At 33.1% G+C, this 17,375-nt stretch carries 9 protein-coding genes; 2 read left to right on the forward strand and 7 right to left on the reverse strand.

The annotated features are described in order from the left end of the window. Positions 1-18: 18 nt before the first annotated feature. From MHH66_RS16950 to MHH66_RS16970, 5 genes are all read right to left on the reverse strand, one after another. Entirely contained in the window at positions 19-4,245 is a 4,227-nt protein-coding gene (locus MHH66_RS16950; RefSeq protein ID WP_078184724.1) for a type I polyketide synthase, read from the reverse strand. After that, positions 4,238-10,006, reverse strand: a complete 5,769-nt coding sequence (locus MHH66_RS16955; protein ID WP_078184723.1) for a non-ribosomal peptide synthetase — start codon at positions 10,004-10,006, stop codon at positions 4,238-4,240. The genes MHH66_RS16950 and MHH66_RS16955 overlap by 8 nt, the downstream gene beginning before the upstream one ends. Then, on the reverse strand, positions 9,996-10,715 hold the full coding sequence (locus MHH66_RS16960; protein WP_002193100.1) for a thioesterase II family protein: 720 nt from the start codon (positions 10,713-10,715) through the stop codon (positions 9,996-9,998). The genes MHH66_RS16955 and MHH66_RS16960 overlap by 11 nt, the downstream gene beginning before the upstream one ends. A 194-nt stretch (positions 10,716-10,909) precedes the next feature. Beyond that, positions 10,910-11,920, reverse strand: a complete 1,011-nt coding sequence (locus MHH66_RS16965) for a fatty acid desaturase family protein (protein WP_002189230.1) — start codon at positions 11,918-11,920, stop codon at positions 10,910-10,912. Positions 11,921-12,140: 220 nt separating this feature from the next. Beyond that, on the reverse strand, positions 12,141-13,172 hold the full coding sequence (locus MHH66_RS16970; RefSeq protein WP_063217803.1) for a serine hydrolase domain-containing protein: 1,032 nt from the start codon (positions 13,170-13,172) through the stop codon (positions 12,141-12,143). Positions 13,173-13,497: 325 nt separating this feature from the next. Between MHH66_RS16970 and MHH66_RS16975 the strand changes: the two genes are divergently transcribed. Next, complete coding sequence (locus MHH66_RS16975) at positions 13,498-14,217, forward strand: 4'-phosphopantetheinyl transferase family protein (protein WP_002141318.1); 720 nt, start codon at positions 13,498-13,500, stop codon at positions 14,215-14,217. Positions 14,218-14,434: 217 nt separating this feature from the next. Continuing rightward, on the forward strand, positions 14,435-15,274 hold the full coding sequence (locus MHH66_RS16980) for a dimethylarginine dimethylaminohydrolase family protein (RefSeq protein WP_063217804.1): 840 nt from the start codon (positions 14,435-14,437) through the stop codon (positions 15,272-15,274). A gap of 81 nt (positions 15,275-15,355) precedes the next feature. On the opposite strand, the gene MHH66_RS16985 is transcribed toward MHH66_RS16980, so the two are convergent. Continuing rightward, positions 15,356-15,775: a VOC family protein gene (locus MHH66_RS16985; protein WP_002126861.1), complete on the reverse strand. Its 420-nt coding sequence runs from the start codon at positions 15,773-15,775 to the stop codon at positions 15,356-15,358. Positions 15,776-15,860: 85 nt separating this feature from the next. Next, positions 15,861-17,219, reverse strand: a complete 1,359-nt coding sequence (gene brnQ / locus MHH66_RS16990; protein ID WP_002135709.1) for a branched-chain amino acid transport system II carrier protein — start codon at positions 17,217-17,219, stop codon at positions 15,861-15,863. Positions 17,220-17,375 lie beyond the last annotated feature (156 nt).

A 17,375-nucleotide genomic window follows, 5' to 3' on the forward strand; every position in this document is an offset into this window, starting at 1 on the left:
ATTATCACCACTTTATATTTAATGTTTTTCGAAATAATTAACTTTTTGACCATATCTAATCATTTTTTTCGTCATTTCATCCGTAATATTATTCCATACAAAACCCGTTTTTCTTAACAGCATATTCGTTTTATCTCCCATTATATGGAACAATGTTTGTTCGACATCATTAAATGTTTTCAATTCATCTCCTATACAATGCAGCTGTAAATTATATATATCTGATGCATATTGATTAAATTGCTTTTCATCAAAGATATAATTTATAAATTTATCAATTGAAGTTTCTTTTACATCTATGTCTAATCCATACGTTGTTAAAAGAGCTGATAAGCTTACATAGTTAGGATTGAAAATGTGATGAGTCTCATTCATTAATTCTTTTTTATTAAACAACTTAATAATTGCCTGACTAACATCATTCACACATGCAAAATCTATATCTCTTTCCATTTCTGGAACCAATCCAATTCTTATATATGATTTCATCATTGAGTATAATGCATTCTGCTCTATGTTTTCTTGAAACCTTCCTGTTTTAGAATCAAAACCAATGTTTCCCACTCGAAAAACATTTACATTTATTCCCTTATCCCTCGTTTCCAGTACAATCTTTTCAGCTTCTAACTTTGTCTTTGGATAAGGATTTTCAATAATTTGCCCTAAATCATTATCATACTCCGTATACAATATATCTTCGTTATTCTTTACTACACCAGAAGCTACAGCCAATGTAGAAATATGATTCACATCTTTCTTTACTCCCTTAAGCGAAAAATCAATTACATTTCTCGTAGCTAGAACGTTTGCTTCATAGGATTTTTCATATTTCCCATAATGACTAACACTGCCTGCTGAATGTATAATACATTGGATTGTTTCACTCAAATATTGATAGTTCGGCAAATCTAAGCCCATATATTTTTTTGTCAGGTCGCCACTATATACAAAAATTCTTTTCTTATACTTATCATAAAAAGATGTTCCAAAATAAGAGCAAACTTTTTCTTTAATGCGATTTTCTGCTTTTATACAATTGTCACTTCTTACAATCAAATGCACATTGCAATCTAATTCAGTTAATAAATCATGTAATAAGTAAACGCCCAAATATCCCGTGCTTCCTGTCAATAGAACTTCCTTATAACCGGTTTGGCAAGAAAGGTTGATTTCGTAATACTTTTTGTTTCTATCATCATATAAACTTCGTATCGCTATGTCTCCTCTTATCTTCTCCTCCATAAACCGATGCCTTTCTCCTCTAGCAATCAGATAAGTTGCTAATGCATCTGGAATGGTCTTCTCCTTTTTATATGTCATATGCTGCGCTAGATCAGAGACTCTAGGGTATTCAAATAAATGATTAATAGAAATATCAAAATCCTTCTGTAAGTTCGAAACAACATTGATAGCCGTTAGTGAGCTACCTCCTAATTCAAAGAAATCATCATGGATACTAACTTGTTTTACTCCCGTAACTCTCTTATATGATTCTATAATTTTCCGCTGTTTATCATCTTTCGGAACAACATTCCTCTTTAGCTCTTCTACATAGTCACTTTGCGATAAAGGGGAACTCTCTTCCATTTCAATATCCTTAGAAAGGCTAAAGAACTGCCGTTCAAAAGGATACGTAGGGAGTGGAACACGATATCTTCTTTCTTGCGAAAAATACTTGGACCAGTTAATCTTCACGCCATGAATATGCAATTTACCAATATTTCGAAGCAAGTAATTGTCATCAAAAATTTTTTCTTTAGGATGCCTTACAGTATTAATAATTGGGCATTTTGATTCTCCTTGAGTATGTTGTCTAACAAAACTACTTAATGTTCTACCTGGTCCAACCTCCACAAAAATACTTTCCGTACCCGATAGTAGATGCTTAATGCCCTCAGAAAATTCCACTACATGTCGCAGATGATTCACCCAATAATCTGCACTTTTTGCTTGTTCTTCCGTAATCCATTCTCCTGTCAAATTGGATACAAATGGTATTTTAATATCCTGGAAATTAATTTCTTTTAACTTCTTTCCATAGGTATCTAAAATTGAGTCCATCATGGATGAATGAAAGGCATGGGAAGTTGTAAGTTTTTTAAACTGAAAACCTTTCCTAATCAATTCCCCCTCAAAAGTATAGATTGCCTCATCAGAACCTGAGATTACGCATGATATTGGACTATTCACCGCGGCAATAGATACATCTTGATTCATTAGTGGTAAAATTTCATTTTTCGAAGCCATTACACTTATCATGCTTCCTTTAGGTAATTGCTGCATTAAGGTCGCCCGCTCATACACCAACTGTAGCGCTTGCTTTAATGAGAACACTCCCGCCAAACAAGCCGCCACATATTCCCCTATACTATGTCCAATCATGCCGTCCGGATAGACGCCCCATTCCATTAGTGTTTTTGCTAATGAATATTCAAAAATAAATATTGCAGGCTGTGTATTAGATGTTTGATTTATATCATCTCTCATTCTAGCTTCCAGGTCCTTTGGATATAAGACTTCCTTCCAATCAATCCCACTAATCTCTTCTAAAATCTCACAACAAAGATTCACTTCATCTCGAAATCTCTTCTCTTCTTTATATAAATCCAATCCCATATTTACATATTGCGCACCCTGCCCGGGAAACATGAAAATTATTTGCTTACTACCGCCATCACAAATGTTAGTTTGAACCTTACCAGAATTTTGAATAAAAAATTCTCGCTTCGCTTCCTCTATATCCGAAACCACTAATGCTCTTCGATATTTTAAATTTTTCCTTCCATTTAAAAGTGTATAAGCTACATCAGCCAAATTCACATTATTGTTATGATTTAAATATTCAGCTAACTTTTTAGTTTGCTCTTCAAGAGATTTTTTCGTTTGTGCAGAAAAAGAAAGTAATTGATATCTCCTACTCCGCTCAGAAGCTTCTCTTTGGGGAGGTTCCTCAAGTACAACATGGGCATTTGTTCCTCCCATACCAAATGAACTTACTCCTGCTCTTAAAGGAAACTCTTGGTTCTTCCATTCTGCCAATGTATCCTGTACATAAAATGGACTATTACCAAAATTAATTTTTTCATTTGCTTTCTCGTAGTTAATGCTTGGTGGAATCATGCGATTCTCCAAAGCAACTACAGTTTTTATCAAACCTGCTATACCTGCAGCGTTATCAAGATGACCAATATTCCCTTTAACCGATCCAATACCACAAAAATTATTCTTCTCTGTATTAAATGCCAACTTCAAGGCTTCAACCTCAATCGGGTCACCTAGCATTGTTCCAGTACCATGAGCCTCTACATATGATATACTTTCAGATTCTACCTCGGCCATGTGATGAGCTGCTCTAATAACAGCAGCTTGTCCTTCTACACTTGGCGCATTAAAACTAACCTTATCAGCGCCATCATTATTTATTGCGGATCCTTTCACAACAGCATGGATGAAATCTCCATCAGCAATCGCATCCTCCATACGCTTCAAAACAACAATTCCCGCTCCATTTCCATTGACCGTTCCCCTAGCATTATCATCAAAAGGTCTACAGTGTCCATCTGGTGAAAGAATCATGCCATCCTTGTATAAATACCCTCTTTTCTCAGGTAATGTAAGTGAAACCCCTCCAGCCAAAGCAATGTCACAATCTCCACTTAATAGAGCTTGACATGCCAAGTGCACAGCAACCAATGAAGAGGAACATGCAGTTTGAACTGTATAACTAGGACCTTTCAAATTTAATTTATGTGATAATCTGGTGCCGAAAAATTGAGAACCATTTAAAAATTCTGCTTCTTTTATAAAATCTTTCGCTCCATCATATACCGCTTCTAACCAATATAAGTTTGTAGATGCTCCAATATAAGTACCAATTAAACCATTAAAGGTATCCGAAAAGTAAGCACTACTCTCTAATGCTTCCCAAGCACACTCGTGCAAAATTTTCAGCTGTGGATCCATTACCTCTAATTCCCTAGGTGAGTAATTAAATAATTTATTGTCGAACCATTCTGTTCCTGTAATAGCCCCACCAGCCTTTATATAATTGGGATTCTGGATCGTTTCTAGATCAATTCCTCCTTTCTGTAACTCCTTATCTGTGAAGAAAGTTACCGATTCTACACCATTCTTCAAATTTTCCCAGAATTCATTTATAGTATCTCCACCAGGAAATCTGCAAGACATTCCAATAATAGCAATCTCTATACCATTTCTTATCGGTTCCTGTGCACTATCATTCATTCGAATCCCTCTTTCTTTGACGTCTTTGTTTTAACCTATTTTTCGATTCCTTTATTACCTGAACTCTATTTGAATTCATTTTTTCCTGTACCCTGCTCTCAGCAGTCATCTTTAATTGCTGGGATAGAGAATAAATTGTAGGATATCTAAATAGCATCATTACAGTTATGTCGATGTTCAAATCATTTTTCAACCGTTCATTTATTTGAATAATATTCAGTGAATTCCCACCAAGTTCGAAGAAATGATCATAAATACCGACCTGATTTACCCCAAGTACCTGTTTCCAGATCTCCGCTATCATTTTTTCTAGATTCGTTCCAGGTGCTATATAAGTAGTACCTAACGATATATAATTCTCATCATCCCTTTCTTGCAAGGCTCTTACGTCGACTTTGTCGTTATTCGTTACAGGCATACTCTCTAATTGCACAAAATGTGACGGAATCATATATTCAGGTAACTTATTCCTCAAATACTCCCTTAATTCTGTACTAGTAACCTCTTGGTTTGTAATTAGATACGCACACAAATAGCTTTCATTACTTTGATTTTGTTTCGCAACAACAATTGCATTATCAATATATTTATGATTTAAAATGTGGTTTTTTATTTCATCTGGCTCTACTCGGACTCCCTTAACCTTTACCTGATGGTCAATCCTTCCAAGATACTCAATGTCCCCATTAGGGAGCCACCTTGTAAGGTCTCCCGTTTTATACATTTTCTCACCTGGAATAAATGGATTGGACATAAATTTTTCATCTGTCAAATCTGACTTATTGATATATCCCCTTCCTACACCTGCCCCAGCAATATATAACTCCCCAGTCACACCAATAGGTACAGGATAATAATCTTGATTTAAAATATATGCCCTATAGTTACTTAGAGGCTTACCTATTGGTATGCTCGAACCCTCTTCATTTTCACGACAAATATAGTATGTTGAAAAAATCGTCGTCTCGGTTGGACCATACAGATTAATAATCATCTCAGCATTAACAGTACTCTTTAATTGATCATAAAGACTCTTTGTAAAGACCTCACCGGCTACAAGAACATAGTTAAGAGGTTGACTTATGACAATATTATCTATTAAAACTTTCAAATGGGTAGGTACAGCGCCCAAGACATTAATTTTGTTTTTCTCAATAAAGTTCCACATATTTCTTGGCTCAGCGATTAGCTCTTCCTCAGGAATATATAACCTACCCCCAGAGAGAATCGGGAGAAGGATTTGTTGAACAGAAACATCGAATGTGATTTTTGCTAGCAATAAATGATTCATTTCTTGATTAAATTTTAATTTCCGAATGAGTCCTATCAACTGATTCACAATATTCTTGTGTTCGACCATAACCCCTTTAGGGTTACCGGTTGTTCCAGAGGTATAAATTACATATGCCAAATCGTCGGGCTGGTTTATGTTTTCAAGATAACAACCATCTTCTTTACAGTTTATTTCATCATCCAACCTAATTACTTCCTGTTCAAAAGTAAAGCGTTCCTTCATATTATTTCGGGCCAGAACCAACTGACAATCACTGTCTCTCAAAAAATATTTTATCCTGCTTATTGGAAGAGTGGGATCAATCGGTAAAAATGCCCCTCCTGCTTTTAGCACACTGAGAACTCCTATGACCATTTCTAAGGAAGGCTCTGCAATAAGTCCAACAACGCTATTTCTTTGCACTCCCTTTTTTCTTAAAGTGCGGGCCAGTTGATTTGCCCTTGCATCCAGCTCAGAGTACGTTAGTGTCATTTCTTTATATACGATGGCATTTTCTGATGGACCTTCTTTCACTTTCTGCTCAAATATCTCATGCACCGTCATTTGATACGAATATTCATCCGTCGTATTATTAAATTCATAAAGAACGGTTTTCATCTCTGATTCAGACATCATCTGGATATCTTGTAATGGTATATCCATCTTTTCGGTAATCTCATCAAGTAGATAAATAAAATGTTCTGCTAATCTTTGTACTGTATCCTTCTTGAATATATCCTTACGATACTTCCACTTAAAATGCATATCTTCATTAATTTCTAATACATGAATGAACATATCAAATTGAGTCATACTACTTTCAAATGGGAATTTTCGGAAAGTTAATTCCCCTTTATCCTTAAAGAAATACTCATCATTATCCAAAGAAAACATAATATCAAATATTGGATTTCTCCCTGTATTTCGATAAGCATCTACTTGATTTACTAACAATTCAAACGGATATTCCTCGTGATCAATGGCTTTTATTGTATTATCCTTCACTTCATCCAGAAAATTCAGAAATGTTTTTTTGCGACATGGGAAATTTCTTATTACTACCGTATTCACAAACATACCAATAGTCCGTTCCAAACCTGGACGAGATCGGCCAGCTGTAGGGGTACCAATCGTAATATCTTCTTGACCCGTATATTTTAAAAACAATACATTTAAAGCAGCAAGTAGCACCGTATATAGGGTTGTCCCATTCTCCTTCGCTATCTTTTTCAAACGCTTTGTCAAATCGTATCCCGCCATAATTGGTACATAATCACTATCATAAAGTTGCACCGGGTGTCGTGGATAATCTGTATTTAACTCCAGTAATGGAGGTTCCTCTTTAAATATGTTTAGCCAATACTTTTCTTTACTCTTAAAATCATCAGTCTGAAAAAATTCTGCCTGCCATACTGCATAGTCTCTATATTGTAATTTAATCGGAGGCAAATCTTTATTTAAATAACTATCATAAAATTCCTCCATAATTATGTCCATCGATATACCATCAAAGACAATATGGTGAGCATCAGTTAACAGCAAATGCTTATTTTCTCTGATTTTAATAACTTTGATTCTAAATAGAGGAGGTTGTCCCAGATTAAAAGGTGTAGCAAACCCATGTACATACTCCATTAATTCTTCTTCCGATGCTTCAACGATATCAACAATAACCTTTAATTTAGGATGTACATACTGCACCACTTGTCCATTGATGAATGAAAACGATGTACGTAAAGATTCATGACGATCAACAAGATGTTGGAAAGCTCTCACCAACATATCATATTCGAGATCACCCTCTATGATTGTCCCAGACGGTAAATTATAAGCTACTGAATCACGATTAAGTTGCCACATAATAAATAGCCTTTTTTGCTGTGATGAAACAGGATAGTATTCTCTTGCTTCAACAGGTAATATAATTGAACTTTTATGTTGTTCCCCATCCAGTATTAGAGTTGTAAATTCTTTTATAGTTGGCTTTTTAAACATTTCACTTAAGTGTATATTCACGTCAAATTCTTGGTTAACTTTCAATATAATCGAAGCAGCATTTAAAGAATGCCCACCTAACTCAAAAAAATTATCATACACTCCTATCTTTTGAATATTAAGAACATCTCTCCATATATGTGCAACCTTTTTTTCCAATTCGCCTTCTGGTGCAACATAGTCGAAGTCTGATACTGGATCCAAGTTGGACACTGGCAATGCTTTACGATCAATTTTCCCGTTTTGATTGAGTGGCATTTTTTTCAGTTGAGTGAAGTAGGTTGGCACCATGAAATTCGGCAAACTTTTAATAAGGAAATTTCTTAATTCTGAGTTTGTTATATTCACATTGGCAACAAAATAAGCACTTAATACTTTCGTACCGAAAGTATCTTCGATTGCGACAACAACAACCTCATCTACATCTGGATGCTTCATAAGACCAGTCTCTATCTCCCCAACTTCTACCCGAAACCCCCTTATTTTCGTAAGATTATCTTTCCTTCCAATAAATTCAATATTCCCATCAGGCATCCACCTTGCCATATCTCCTGTTTTATAAACTTTTTTTTCGGTAATTTTCGGAAACTCTACAAATTTTTCTCTCGTTAAATCTGGAGCATTATAATACCCACGTGCCAATCCAACCCCAGCAATACACAGTTCTCCTGTTATACCAATAGGTACAAGATTCATCTCTTGATCAACAATGTATATTTCGACATTATTAAGAGGCTTCCCGATTGGAATCACCTTCAATTGTTCTATCTCTTGATTACTAATTCTATAGAAAGAGGCTAAATCCGTGCATTCCGTGGGACCATACGTATTTATAATTTCGCTCTTGAAATTTATTGATTTAACTAAAGGTTTGAGTTTTTTACAATTTATCGATTCACCACCTAAAAAAATACGCTTCAACGTGATTAACCTACTAAAATTAGTTCTCTCATTATAATCAACCAATGGATAAAAACCACTTGGGGTACAATTAATGCTCGTAATTTTATGAGTATTTATATAATCAGACATTTTATTGTAATCATACATACCTGACTCAAAAAGGTGCAATCGCCCCCCTTTTATCAATGGAGCAAATAAATTTTTATGCGCTGTATCGAAACTAATTGGGGCAATTAATAATACATTATCGGTTGGATTCATATCAAATTCATTGGTATACCAGTTGAGCAAATTCATAAATGAATTTCTTTTCACCATAACTCCTTTAGGGTCACCAGTGCTCCCAGATGTATAAAGAACATACATTAAGCTCTCTAATGAGATTTTCAATTCTAAATTCCCACTCATTTCTATAGGTGTACCGTCTCCCAAAGTTGTATCTATATCAACAAATCTAGTGTTTTCAATTATAAAATTAAATTCATTATTGCTGCACTTCAAAATGATATCTACATTAGAATTACTTAAGAGATAATTAATTCGTTCATTTGGATAGTTTGGATCAATGGGTAAATATGCAGCCCCTGCCTTTAAAACACCTAATATACCAATTGGAAGTTCGAGCGATCTATCTAACATAATCCCTATTACAGAATCTTTTTTAGCTCCTAATTCAACTAATTTATGTGCTATATGATTTGCTCTTATATTTAATTCCTCGTAAGTTAAATTTTGATTTTGGTAAAAGACTGCTAGCTTATGGGGACTTTTAGCTACTTGAAATTCAAACAAGTCAACAACAGATTGATCCTTAGGAAAACCTGTTTTTGTGTTGTTAAACTCATTTAGAATACGATTTCTCTCATTGGATAAAATATCAATTTCAGAGAGCCTTATACTCGGATTAGCTACTACTGCTTTTAACAAATGAGTCAATTGATTTATAACTCTTTCAATCAAGTCTCCTACACTTTCTTTACAAGTGATACAACACTCTATTTTATCTCCATGCCATGTAAAATTAAAGACGGTATCTGCATTTGTATAATGATTAGAAATATTATGTTGAATATTTTCAAACTGTATGACTGTACGAGGATTCAGTTTATTAGAATTTGCATTCTCATCTCCTAAAAGTTTTGCTAATCGCTTATGCGATACTTTCTGATTTTTATTTGCCTCTGTAATGTTTTGTTGTACTTTTAATAGAAGCTCTTTAAATGTCATCTTACTATGGACATTACTTCTTATAATCAAAAGATGATCATAATATGCTGTGCCAGATTTTGATTGAATTACTGGCGTTCCAATAGAAATATCTTTACTATCCGTGTATATTGAGAGCAAATATTTCACACTAGCAATCAAAATGATAAGCATTCCATATTCAGAATGATTACTTATTTCACTAATTTTATGTGATATGTTTTCTGATAATCTATATGTAAATATTTTTTCTTCCTGATTTTTCACACCAACTTTTTTATTAAAATTTACAAAACTACTCATTTCTAAATCCGTTGATAGTTGATCCAACCAAAACTTCTCCTCTTTAGTTAACAAATCTGCATTATAAACATCATTGCTCATAATAATCTCCTCTCCCAACCAATGTTGAATTAATAAGATTTATAATATCAATGTAATTTTCATTAATAAAAAAGTGATCTCCTGGATAGCCATAAACAACAGTATCTCTCGAAGTAAACTCACACCATTTTTTCATGTATTCCTCAGTAACATCATCCAGCTTACCGTACATTGCAGTAATACACGTATTTAACTTGTACAATTCATTACTGAATTTATATTCTTCTATCAATTTAAAGTCAGATCTTAAAATTGGGATAAATATATCCATTAACTGCTGATTATTAAGAATTTCTTTTGGAGTACCATTTAAATTTAATATCACATCTTTAAATTCTTTTTCTGGTAAGTTAGACACTTTTTGTTCTCTAATAAAATTTGGGGGCTTGACACCTGATAGAAAAATATGCACAGGAGCATTAAGATTTCTACTTTCTATTTCCTTACAAAGTTCATAAGCGATAAGCCCGCCCATACTGTGACCAAAAAACGCGTAATCGCAATTACCTACAACTCTATATATACATTCGAATATATCATTAACCGCGTGATTCATATCATCATAACAATCTTCTTGAAATCTTTTACCCCTTCCTGCGTATTGAATTGGTTTCAATTCAATACTAGGATGTAAGTAATTTTTCCACTTACTATATATCGAACCGGATCCACCAGCATAAGGAAAACAAAAAAGCATCGTGTTATTCATATACTCTCCTTTCCTATGAATCAAAATTATTTACTAAATTTTAAAAGGCTCTATAGAACTTAATTAGCCACCTAACATCTCCCAATTTTTTTATTAATCTAGCTCCCATTTATATTTTAGGGTGCAATCAGGAATTATCTTTGGTAAACCATTAAATTTCCATACAGCCTATGTAGCACAACACGTATAATGATCTATTTCCCTTTCACTTTATTCCAAAATGGTATCCGTCCTTGTATATCATCTATTACAGAAGAGAATCCTGGTGCAGTGGAAAAAAAGAACCCTGTACAATGATGCGCTTTTTGATATTCTTCATCTTTCATTAAAATAAGATGAGCCTTCTTTATGTTAAAGTGTGGAACAGCAGGGAACAAGTGATGTACCAAATGGTATGAGTTTCTATGAGGATGAATGAGAAAGCGCTCAAACCAATTCCCAAAAGAATTTCTTGATGCAAATATCTCATTTTCCGATTCTAGTCCTGCATGTTCGGCCATTTCAGCCCAATATTTTAACATTTGAAAAGTTGTTAAAAACGGAACTACCCAAAATAAAATCAGCTCTTGCCAGAAACCGAAAACAATCGAACAAATAATGATAGCGCCCCAATATAGAGTCCTGATTATTTGATCAAATCTAGGTTCCTCTTTTGCATATGCTGTTACTTTGATCATTCCAATCAAATAATTCGGCACATGTACTAAGAACAAAGGCTTTAAGCAATGCTGAATAAAAAATTTCATTTTATTTTTAGTCGGTTTATCTAACCCAACAATTTGATACCTTTGCTTATCAGGGTCTATCTCACTCCATAAATACCTGTGGTGATTCATGTGACTCTTACAATATGCTTTATAAGAAATCATTATCGGATAAGCAGCAAAGAAACATGCAACCCACTTATTTAATTTACGATTTTTAAAAAGCATACGATGACTTGACTCATGCATCATAATATCAAGGCCACGCATACGGCTACCAATGATAACAATACTAATCAAATACATCCACATAGTAGGGATAAAATAATTCAATGCAATTACTAAGGACACAATACCCCAATCCAATCCTATGGCAAAAAAATTATACCAATTGTTGGTTTTTTGTAATTCGCGAATTTCCAAGTTGATTTCTTTCGAAAAACGATGCTTCTCTAACTCTTTCTTTTGACTTTCCCCTAAATCGGTAGTTCCTCTAATCATATTATTAACTCCTTTATATAGAAATTAATGCTGTTGATTTCTATCAGGAATCCTTCATTTAAATCCTTAACAAACACCCTTAGGCTCTCAAAATTTATACTCTAATTAATCATTTAAAGCGAACAATCCAACAGTTTTTATAAGCATATTAACTCTTAGTTAAATATTCATATCCTTTTTTATTTTGTAGGTATCAAAAAACATCCATGAATCTCAAAAACTAAATCTTTTTTTCAGAAATTAATTTATCAATCCCACTTTTAATAGGAACTACATTTCGTTCCACATTAGACATAATATGGAATTGCATCTTAGACTTTGCATTTACAGATGAATGAACCCTCACACCTGGATCAAATCCAAATACAAAATATTTGAGAATCTCATCATTTTCCATTGAAATCCAAACACCATATCCATAATGTAAACTATTATTTTTCACATAAGGAGTTAACAACTGATTAGTGTACTCTTTATTTAGGAGTTTCCCATTAAATAATCCATTCCAAAATTCTCCTAAATCTAAAACTGTTGTAAAAGCCCCTCCATCTGGCCCACCAACTATAGGGACCGAATAGATATTAGTTCTCCAAGTGTTATCATCTTTATTATCTATATATCCAAGTGCAGTTCGTTCCGGCAGTTGATCCATCCGGAAATATCCTGAATCTGACATGCCGCAAACCTGAAATATATTCTCTTTTACATATTCTGCAAACTTCATCCCTGTCAATTTTTCTACAATCAACCCAAGTAAAATATAACCTGCATTACTATAAGAAAATTTACTTCCAGGATTAAACTTCATATGATAATTTTGAAACATAGGCAGAAAATCTGCAGGAGATTTAATAGAATACATTGGGGTATCCTTCCATAAATCTTCAAAATCATCCATTTCTTCTTCATCAAAATAATCTGGTATGCCCGAAGTATGAGTTAATAAATGATGAATTGTAATACCTTCATAAAAATTTGGGAATGAGTCTTCTAAACACTCTTTCAAACAAGTATCAAAAGTTAAAACACCCTTTTCAACTAATTGACATATTGCAACTGCAGTAAAAATTTTACACCCAGAAGCCATACCAAACCGAGTACGTGATGTATTAAAAATTTGTTCACTTCTATTCGCATATCCAAATCCATCTTCAAAGACCTTTTTTTTATTTTGAATTAAAATCGCACCTGAGAATGGTAATTTATCATCATAATTCTTTATAAATTCTTTTATTTCTCCAGAAATTATCACTTACCCAATCCCCTTTTATTTTTCTGATTTTTCCAACTATTAAACAGGGTTAATTGTAACTTCATTTAATTTTCAAAGCAATCTAAAATACATAACAAAACTTGAGAAACTTTTTTAATAATTGAATTGACTTCAAAAAAAAAATAAAACATAAGTTTGTTCATTTCTTCAAAATAGCTATACAATAACACTTAATATAATTCACATGATTTCTCAATAAATCTTATATCGCTCTCTATAACTTAATGGTAGTTGATAAATAATAAAATTAATTATACATTTAAATTCTCTTGAGACTATTATTTATATTGTTAGTGAGGTCATTATGAAAAAAATTGATAGTTACTTAGAAATTATTGCAGTTAAATTAGGAATTTTACTACCCTACAAAGACATAGAGCTGAAACTCACAGAATTACCTAAAAATGAAAGGGAAAGAATTTTAAGATTTCATAAATTAGAAGATCAACAAAGAACATTATTAGCTCATCTATGCATCAGAAAACGTTTGCAAAGATTATTGCTCATACCTGCAGATACTATCTCTATTAAAAGAGATCGAACAGGCCGCCCTTTTTTAAATAAATATCATGGTTGGAAGGGGGATTTTAATTTATCTCATTCTGAAGAATGGATTATATGTGGACTTGCTTCAACTGGACGAATTGGTGTAGACATTGAAAAAATTCAACCTATAGATCTTTCCGTAACCGAACTATGCTTTACTCAAGAAGAAATTGACTATTTTCAGTATATTCCTCACGATAGACAGTTATCGTTTTTCTTTGATATTTGGACTCTAAAAGAATCATTTGTTAAAGCAATTGGAAAAGGACTTCTATATCCATTAGATAGTTTTGGCTTCAATATGGACGATTGGTCCCAAAATAAAATAACCTTACGGAACACTAATTCCGATTTTAGTCAATTCTATTTCTGCCTAAATCGGTTAGAGCAAAATTACACTATCGCGGTTTGTTATACAGATTTGGAACAGATAAACAATTCATCTATAAAGATACTAGATTATTCTGAGTTCCTATAATTATTTTACGTTTTTTCTAGAGCAATGATACACCCGTCGTTATAAAAAACTGAAAATACAGAAAAATAACAACTTATAATAATCACTTTAATTATTATAAGCTCAATCTTTTTTAAGTTCATATTTTATTACGTTTTATCTTCTGTATCCAAAAATATTTTAAGCTTCAATCATTGTATAACAATTTAAAAATCACCTATATTGGAGGATTATAAGAATGAGTATTTTAAAGTCATATTGCTCAAGTGAATATAGTACGTTAAAAAAAGTTATACTATGTGAACCATTATATATGAATATTTCTAGTGGTATAAACAAGACCCAAAAATATTTTATCGATTTAGGCTTTAATGTAAATCTAGCGAGAGAACAATATTCAAAATTTATTGATATACTTAAAGAAAATAGAATACACACTCTAATGCTACCTCCTAAAGTCCGCTTTCCCGAACAAGTTTTCACAAGGGATGTCGGCTTTACCATAGGAGAAACAGTTTTTATTTCTAACATGAAAAATGAAGTTCGTAAAGGGGAAGAGCGAATTTTCAAAAAAACATTGTCAGAACAAGATATTGCTTATATAGATTGTATTAATAGTCATATAGAAGGTGGTGACGTCATTATCGATCAAGATATTGTATATATTGGCGTGAGCAATCGAACGTTATTTAACTCTGTAAAAAAACTTCAACAGTTTCTCACACACTATAAAATAATTCCTGTTCCTTTTTCAAAAGATTTTTTACATTTAGATTGTGTTTTTAATATCATTTCAAAGGAAGAAGCCTTAATATATCCACATGCATTTAGTAATAGTACATTAAAAATGTTATCAGATCGTTATAATTTAATAGAAGTATCTAAAAAAGAGCAATTTACTTTAGCAACCAATGTATTATCTTTAGGCAATAAAAAGATGATTAGTTTACCCATTAATACTACAACAAATAAAGAGCTGAGACTTAGAGGTTATGAGGTTATTGAAATCGACTTTGGAGAAATTATAAAATCTGGCGGATCTTTTCGCTGCTGCACTCTTCCTCTACAAAGGGGATGATTAAAAAACTAAAAATTAAAAGCTCACATTATAAAGGTGTTACGTTATTACGTAACACCTTTTCTCAAGGATAAACTTCCTTTACTTCTCTTCCGGATAATCACAGTACTCAATGATTGTTCCCTCTGTATCCGCTGGGTTAAGATAAATTAATCGTCTACCATGTTTATTAATTCGAAGCGTATGTTCTAACGTTCGAATCCCTTGTTCCTTTAATTCTTCTAAAGCTACATCTAAATCGTCTACACGATACGCAACATGATGGACACCTTTCCCTTTTTGCTTTATAAATCGTGCTATTGGAGAAGTTGTATTATTCGTTGGCGCAAGTAATTCGATTCTATCACCATCAACTTCAAGAATAGCTACTTCGCTTTCAACACCAGGTGCTTCACTTACGTATCGATCTATTAAAGTTCCTGATAAAACCTTTTCATAAAACTGTATCGTACTATCTATATCACGAACTGCGATCCCGATATGGTCAATTGTTTTTTTCATTTTATTTCCCCTATTACTTTATTTTTTCTATTCTTATCAATAGTAACAAAAAAGTTATAGAATCAAATTCTATAACTTTTTTCATTTAACTTATTTTCTTATTTGCATCAGCTGCTGGTTGCACTCCATTTTTCGTTTTTACAACGCTAATACCATAGCCGATAAATCCACCGATAATCGCTGGGAAGATCCAGCCTAATCCTACTTCCTGCATCGGAAGGAATTTAGTGAACACTTGGCTTACTACTTCAATGTTAACTCCAGCTGCACTTAATCCATCGAATAAGCTGATGATAAATGTTACGATTAAGCTCACTTGATAAACTTCAGCTCTACCTTTGAATAACGAGTGGAAGAATGTTAAGAAAATCAGCACGATTGCTAGTGGATAAATTGCTGTTAATACTGGCACAGAAACTGCAATTAATTGCGTTAATCCAACATTTGCAACAATTGCACTAAATACACATAGCGTGATTGCGATTGCTTTGTAAGGAACATTTGGGAATAACTTATGGAAAAATGAAGAACACGCTGATACAAGTCCCACACTTGTTGTTAAACAAGCAACTGTAATCATTAACCCTAATAATACCCCGCCATATGATCCGAAATAGTAGTTAGAAACTTTTGCTAATACTTCTCCGCCGTTTTCTAAATGTCCAAGCTTCGCAACGCTTGAAGCTCCCATATAAGAAAGAGCTGTATAAATAATTGCTAAAATAGATGCAGCAATCAGTGTTGCTTTTGCACAAACAACCATAATTTGTGTTTTCGTTTTCGCACCTTTTTCTTTAATTGCATTAATAATGATGATCCCAAATACGAACGATGCAAGCGTGTCCATTGTTAAGTATCCTTCTTGGAATCCTTTGAAAAATGCATGTGATGTATACCCTTCAACTGGTGCTTGCATTTCTCCAATCGGATGAATAAAAGCAACAATTACTAAAATACCGATGAATGTTAATTTAATTGGTGTTAAGATTTTTCCAACAATATCGACAATTTTCGCAGGATTTAGCGAAAAAAAACAAGTAATACTAAAGAATATAATTGTAAAAAGAATTAACGGTGTAGAACCTAATCCCTCTGGCATAAACGGCTTAAGACCAATTTCATAAGAAACATTTCCCGTTCTTGGTATTGCAAATAACGGACCGATTGCTAAGTATAAAACTGTTGTAAATACAATCCCAAACACTGGGTGAGCACGACTTGCTAATGACTGTAAATCATCTTTACCTGAAAAACCAAATGCTAATACACCTAGTAATGGTAAACCTACTCCTGTTACTAAAAATCCAGCGTTAGCAATCCATACATTCTCTCCTGCCGATTGACCAAGCATCGCTGGGAATATTAAATTTCCTGCTCCAAAAAATAGTGCAAATAACATTAATCCGATAACTACTATGAACGAAAACGGTACTTTATTCGCCATAATATAACCCCCATTCAAATTTCCTTATTTCATTTTCCAATTTTAACTAATTGAATTTTCTGAATATTTAATTTAAGTATCAACTATTCTTGAACTCATTATAGTTTGTTATATAATATTTTGCAATACTATTTTCAAACTTTTCATTTATTTTAT

The sequence above is a fragment of the Bacillus sp. FSL H8-0492 genome (genome assembly GCF_038006145.1).
Lineage (GTDB): Bacteria > Bacillota > Bacilli > Bacillales > Bacillaceae_G > Bacillus_A > Bacillus_A mycoides.

Coding starts and splice junctions, on each gene's coding strand:
- MHH66_RS16950 (WP_078184724.1), bottom strand. CDS start 4,245: ATGAATGATAGTGCACAGGAACCGATAAGAAATGGTATAGAGATTGCT.
- MHH66_RS16955 (WP_078184723.1), bottom strand. CDS start 10,006: ATGAGCAATGATGTTTATAATGCAGATTTGTTAACTAAAGAGGAGAAG.
- MHH66_RS16960 (WP_002193100.1), bottom strand. CDS start 10,715: ATGAATAACACGATGCTTTTTTGTTTTCCTTATGCTGGTGGATCCGGT.
- MHH66_RS16965 (WP_002189230.1), bottom strand. CDS start 11,920: ATGATTAGAGGAACTACCGATTTAGGGGAAAGTCAAAAGAAAGAGTTA.
- MHH66_RS16975 (WP_002141318.1), top strand. CDS start 13,498: ATGAAAAAAATTGATAGTTACTTAGAAATTATTGCAGTTAAATTAGGA.
- MHH66_RS16980 (WP_063217804.1), top strand. CDS start 14,435: ATGAGTATTTTAAAGTCATATTGCTCAAGTGAATATAGTACGTTAAAA.
- MHH66_RS16985 (WP_002126861.1), bottom strand. CDS start 15,775: ATGAAAAAAACAATTGACCATATCGGGATCGCAGTTCGTGATATAGAT.
- brnQ (WP_002135709.1), bottom strand. CDS start 17,219: ATGGCGAATAAAGTACCGTTTTCGTTCATAGTAGTTATCGGATTAATG.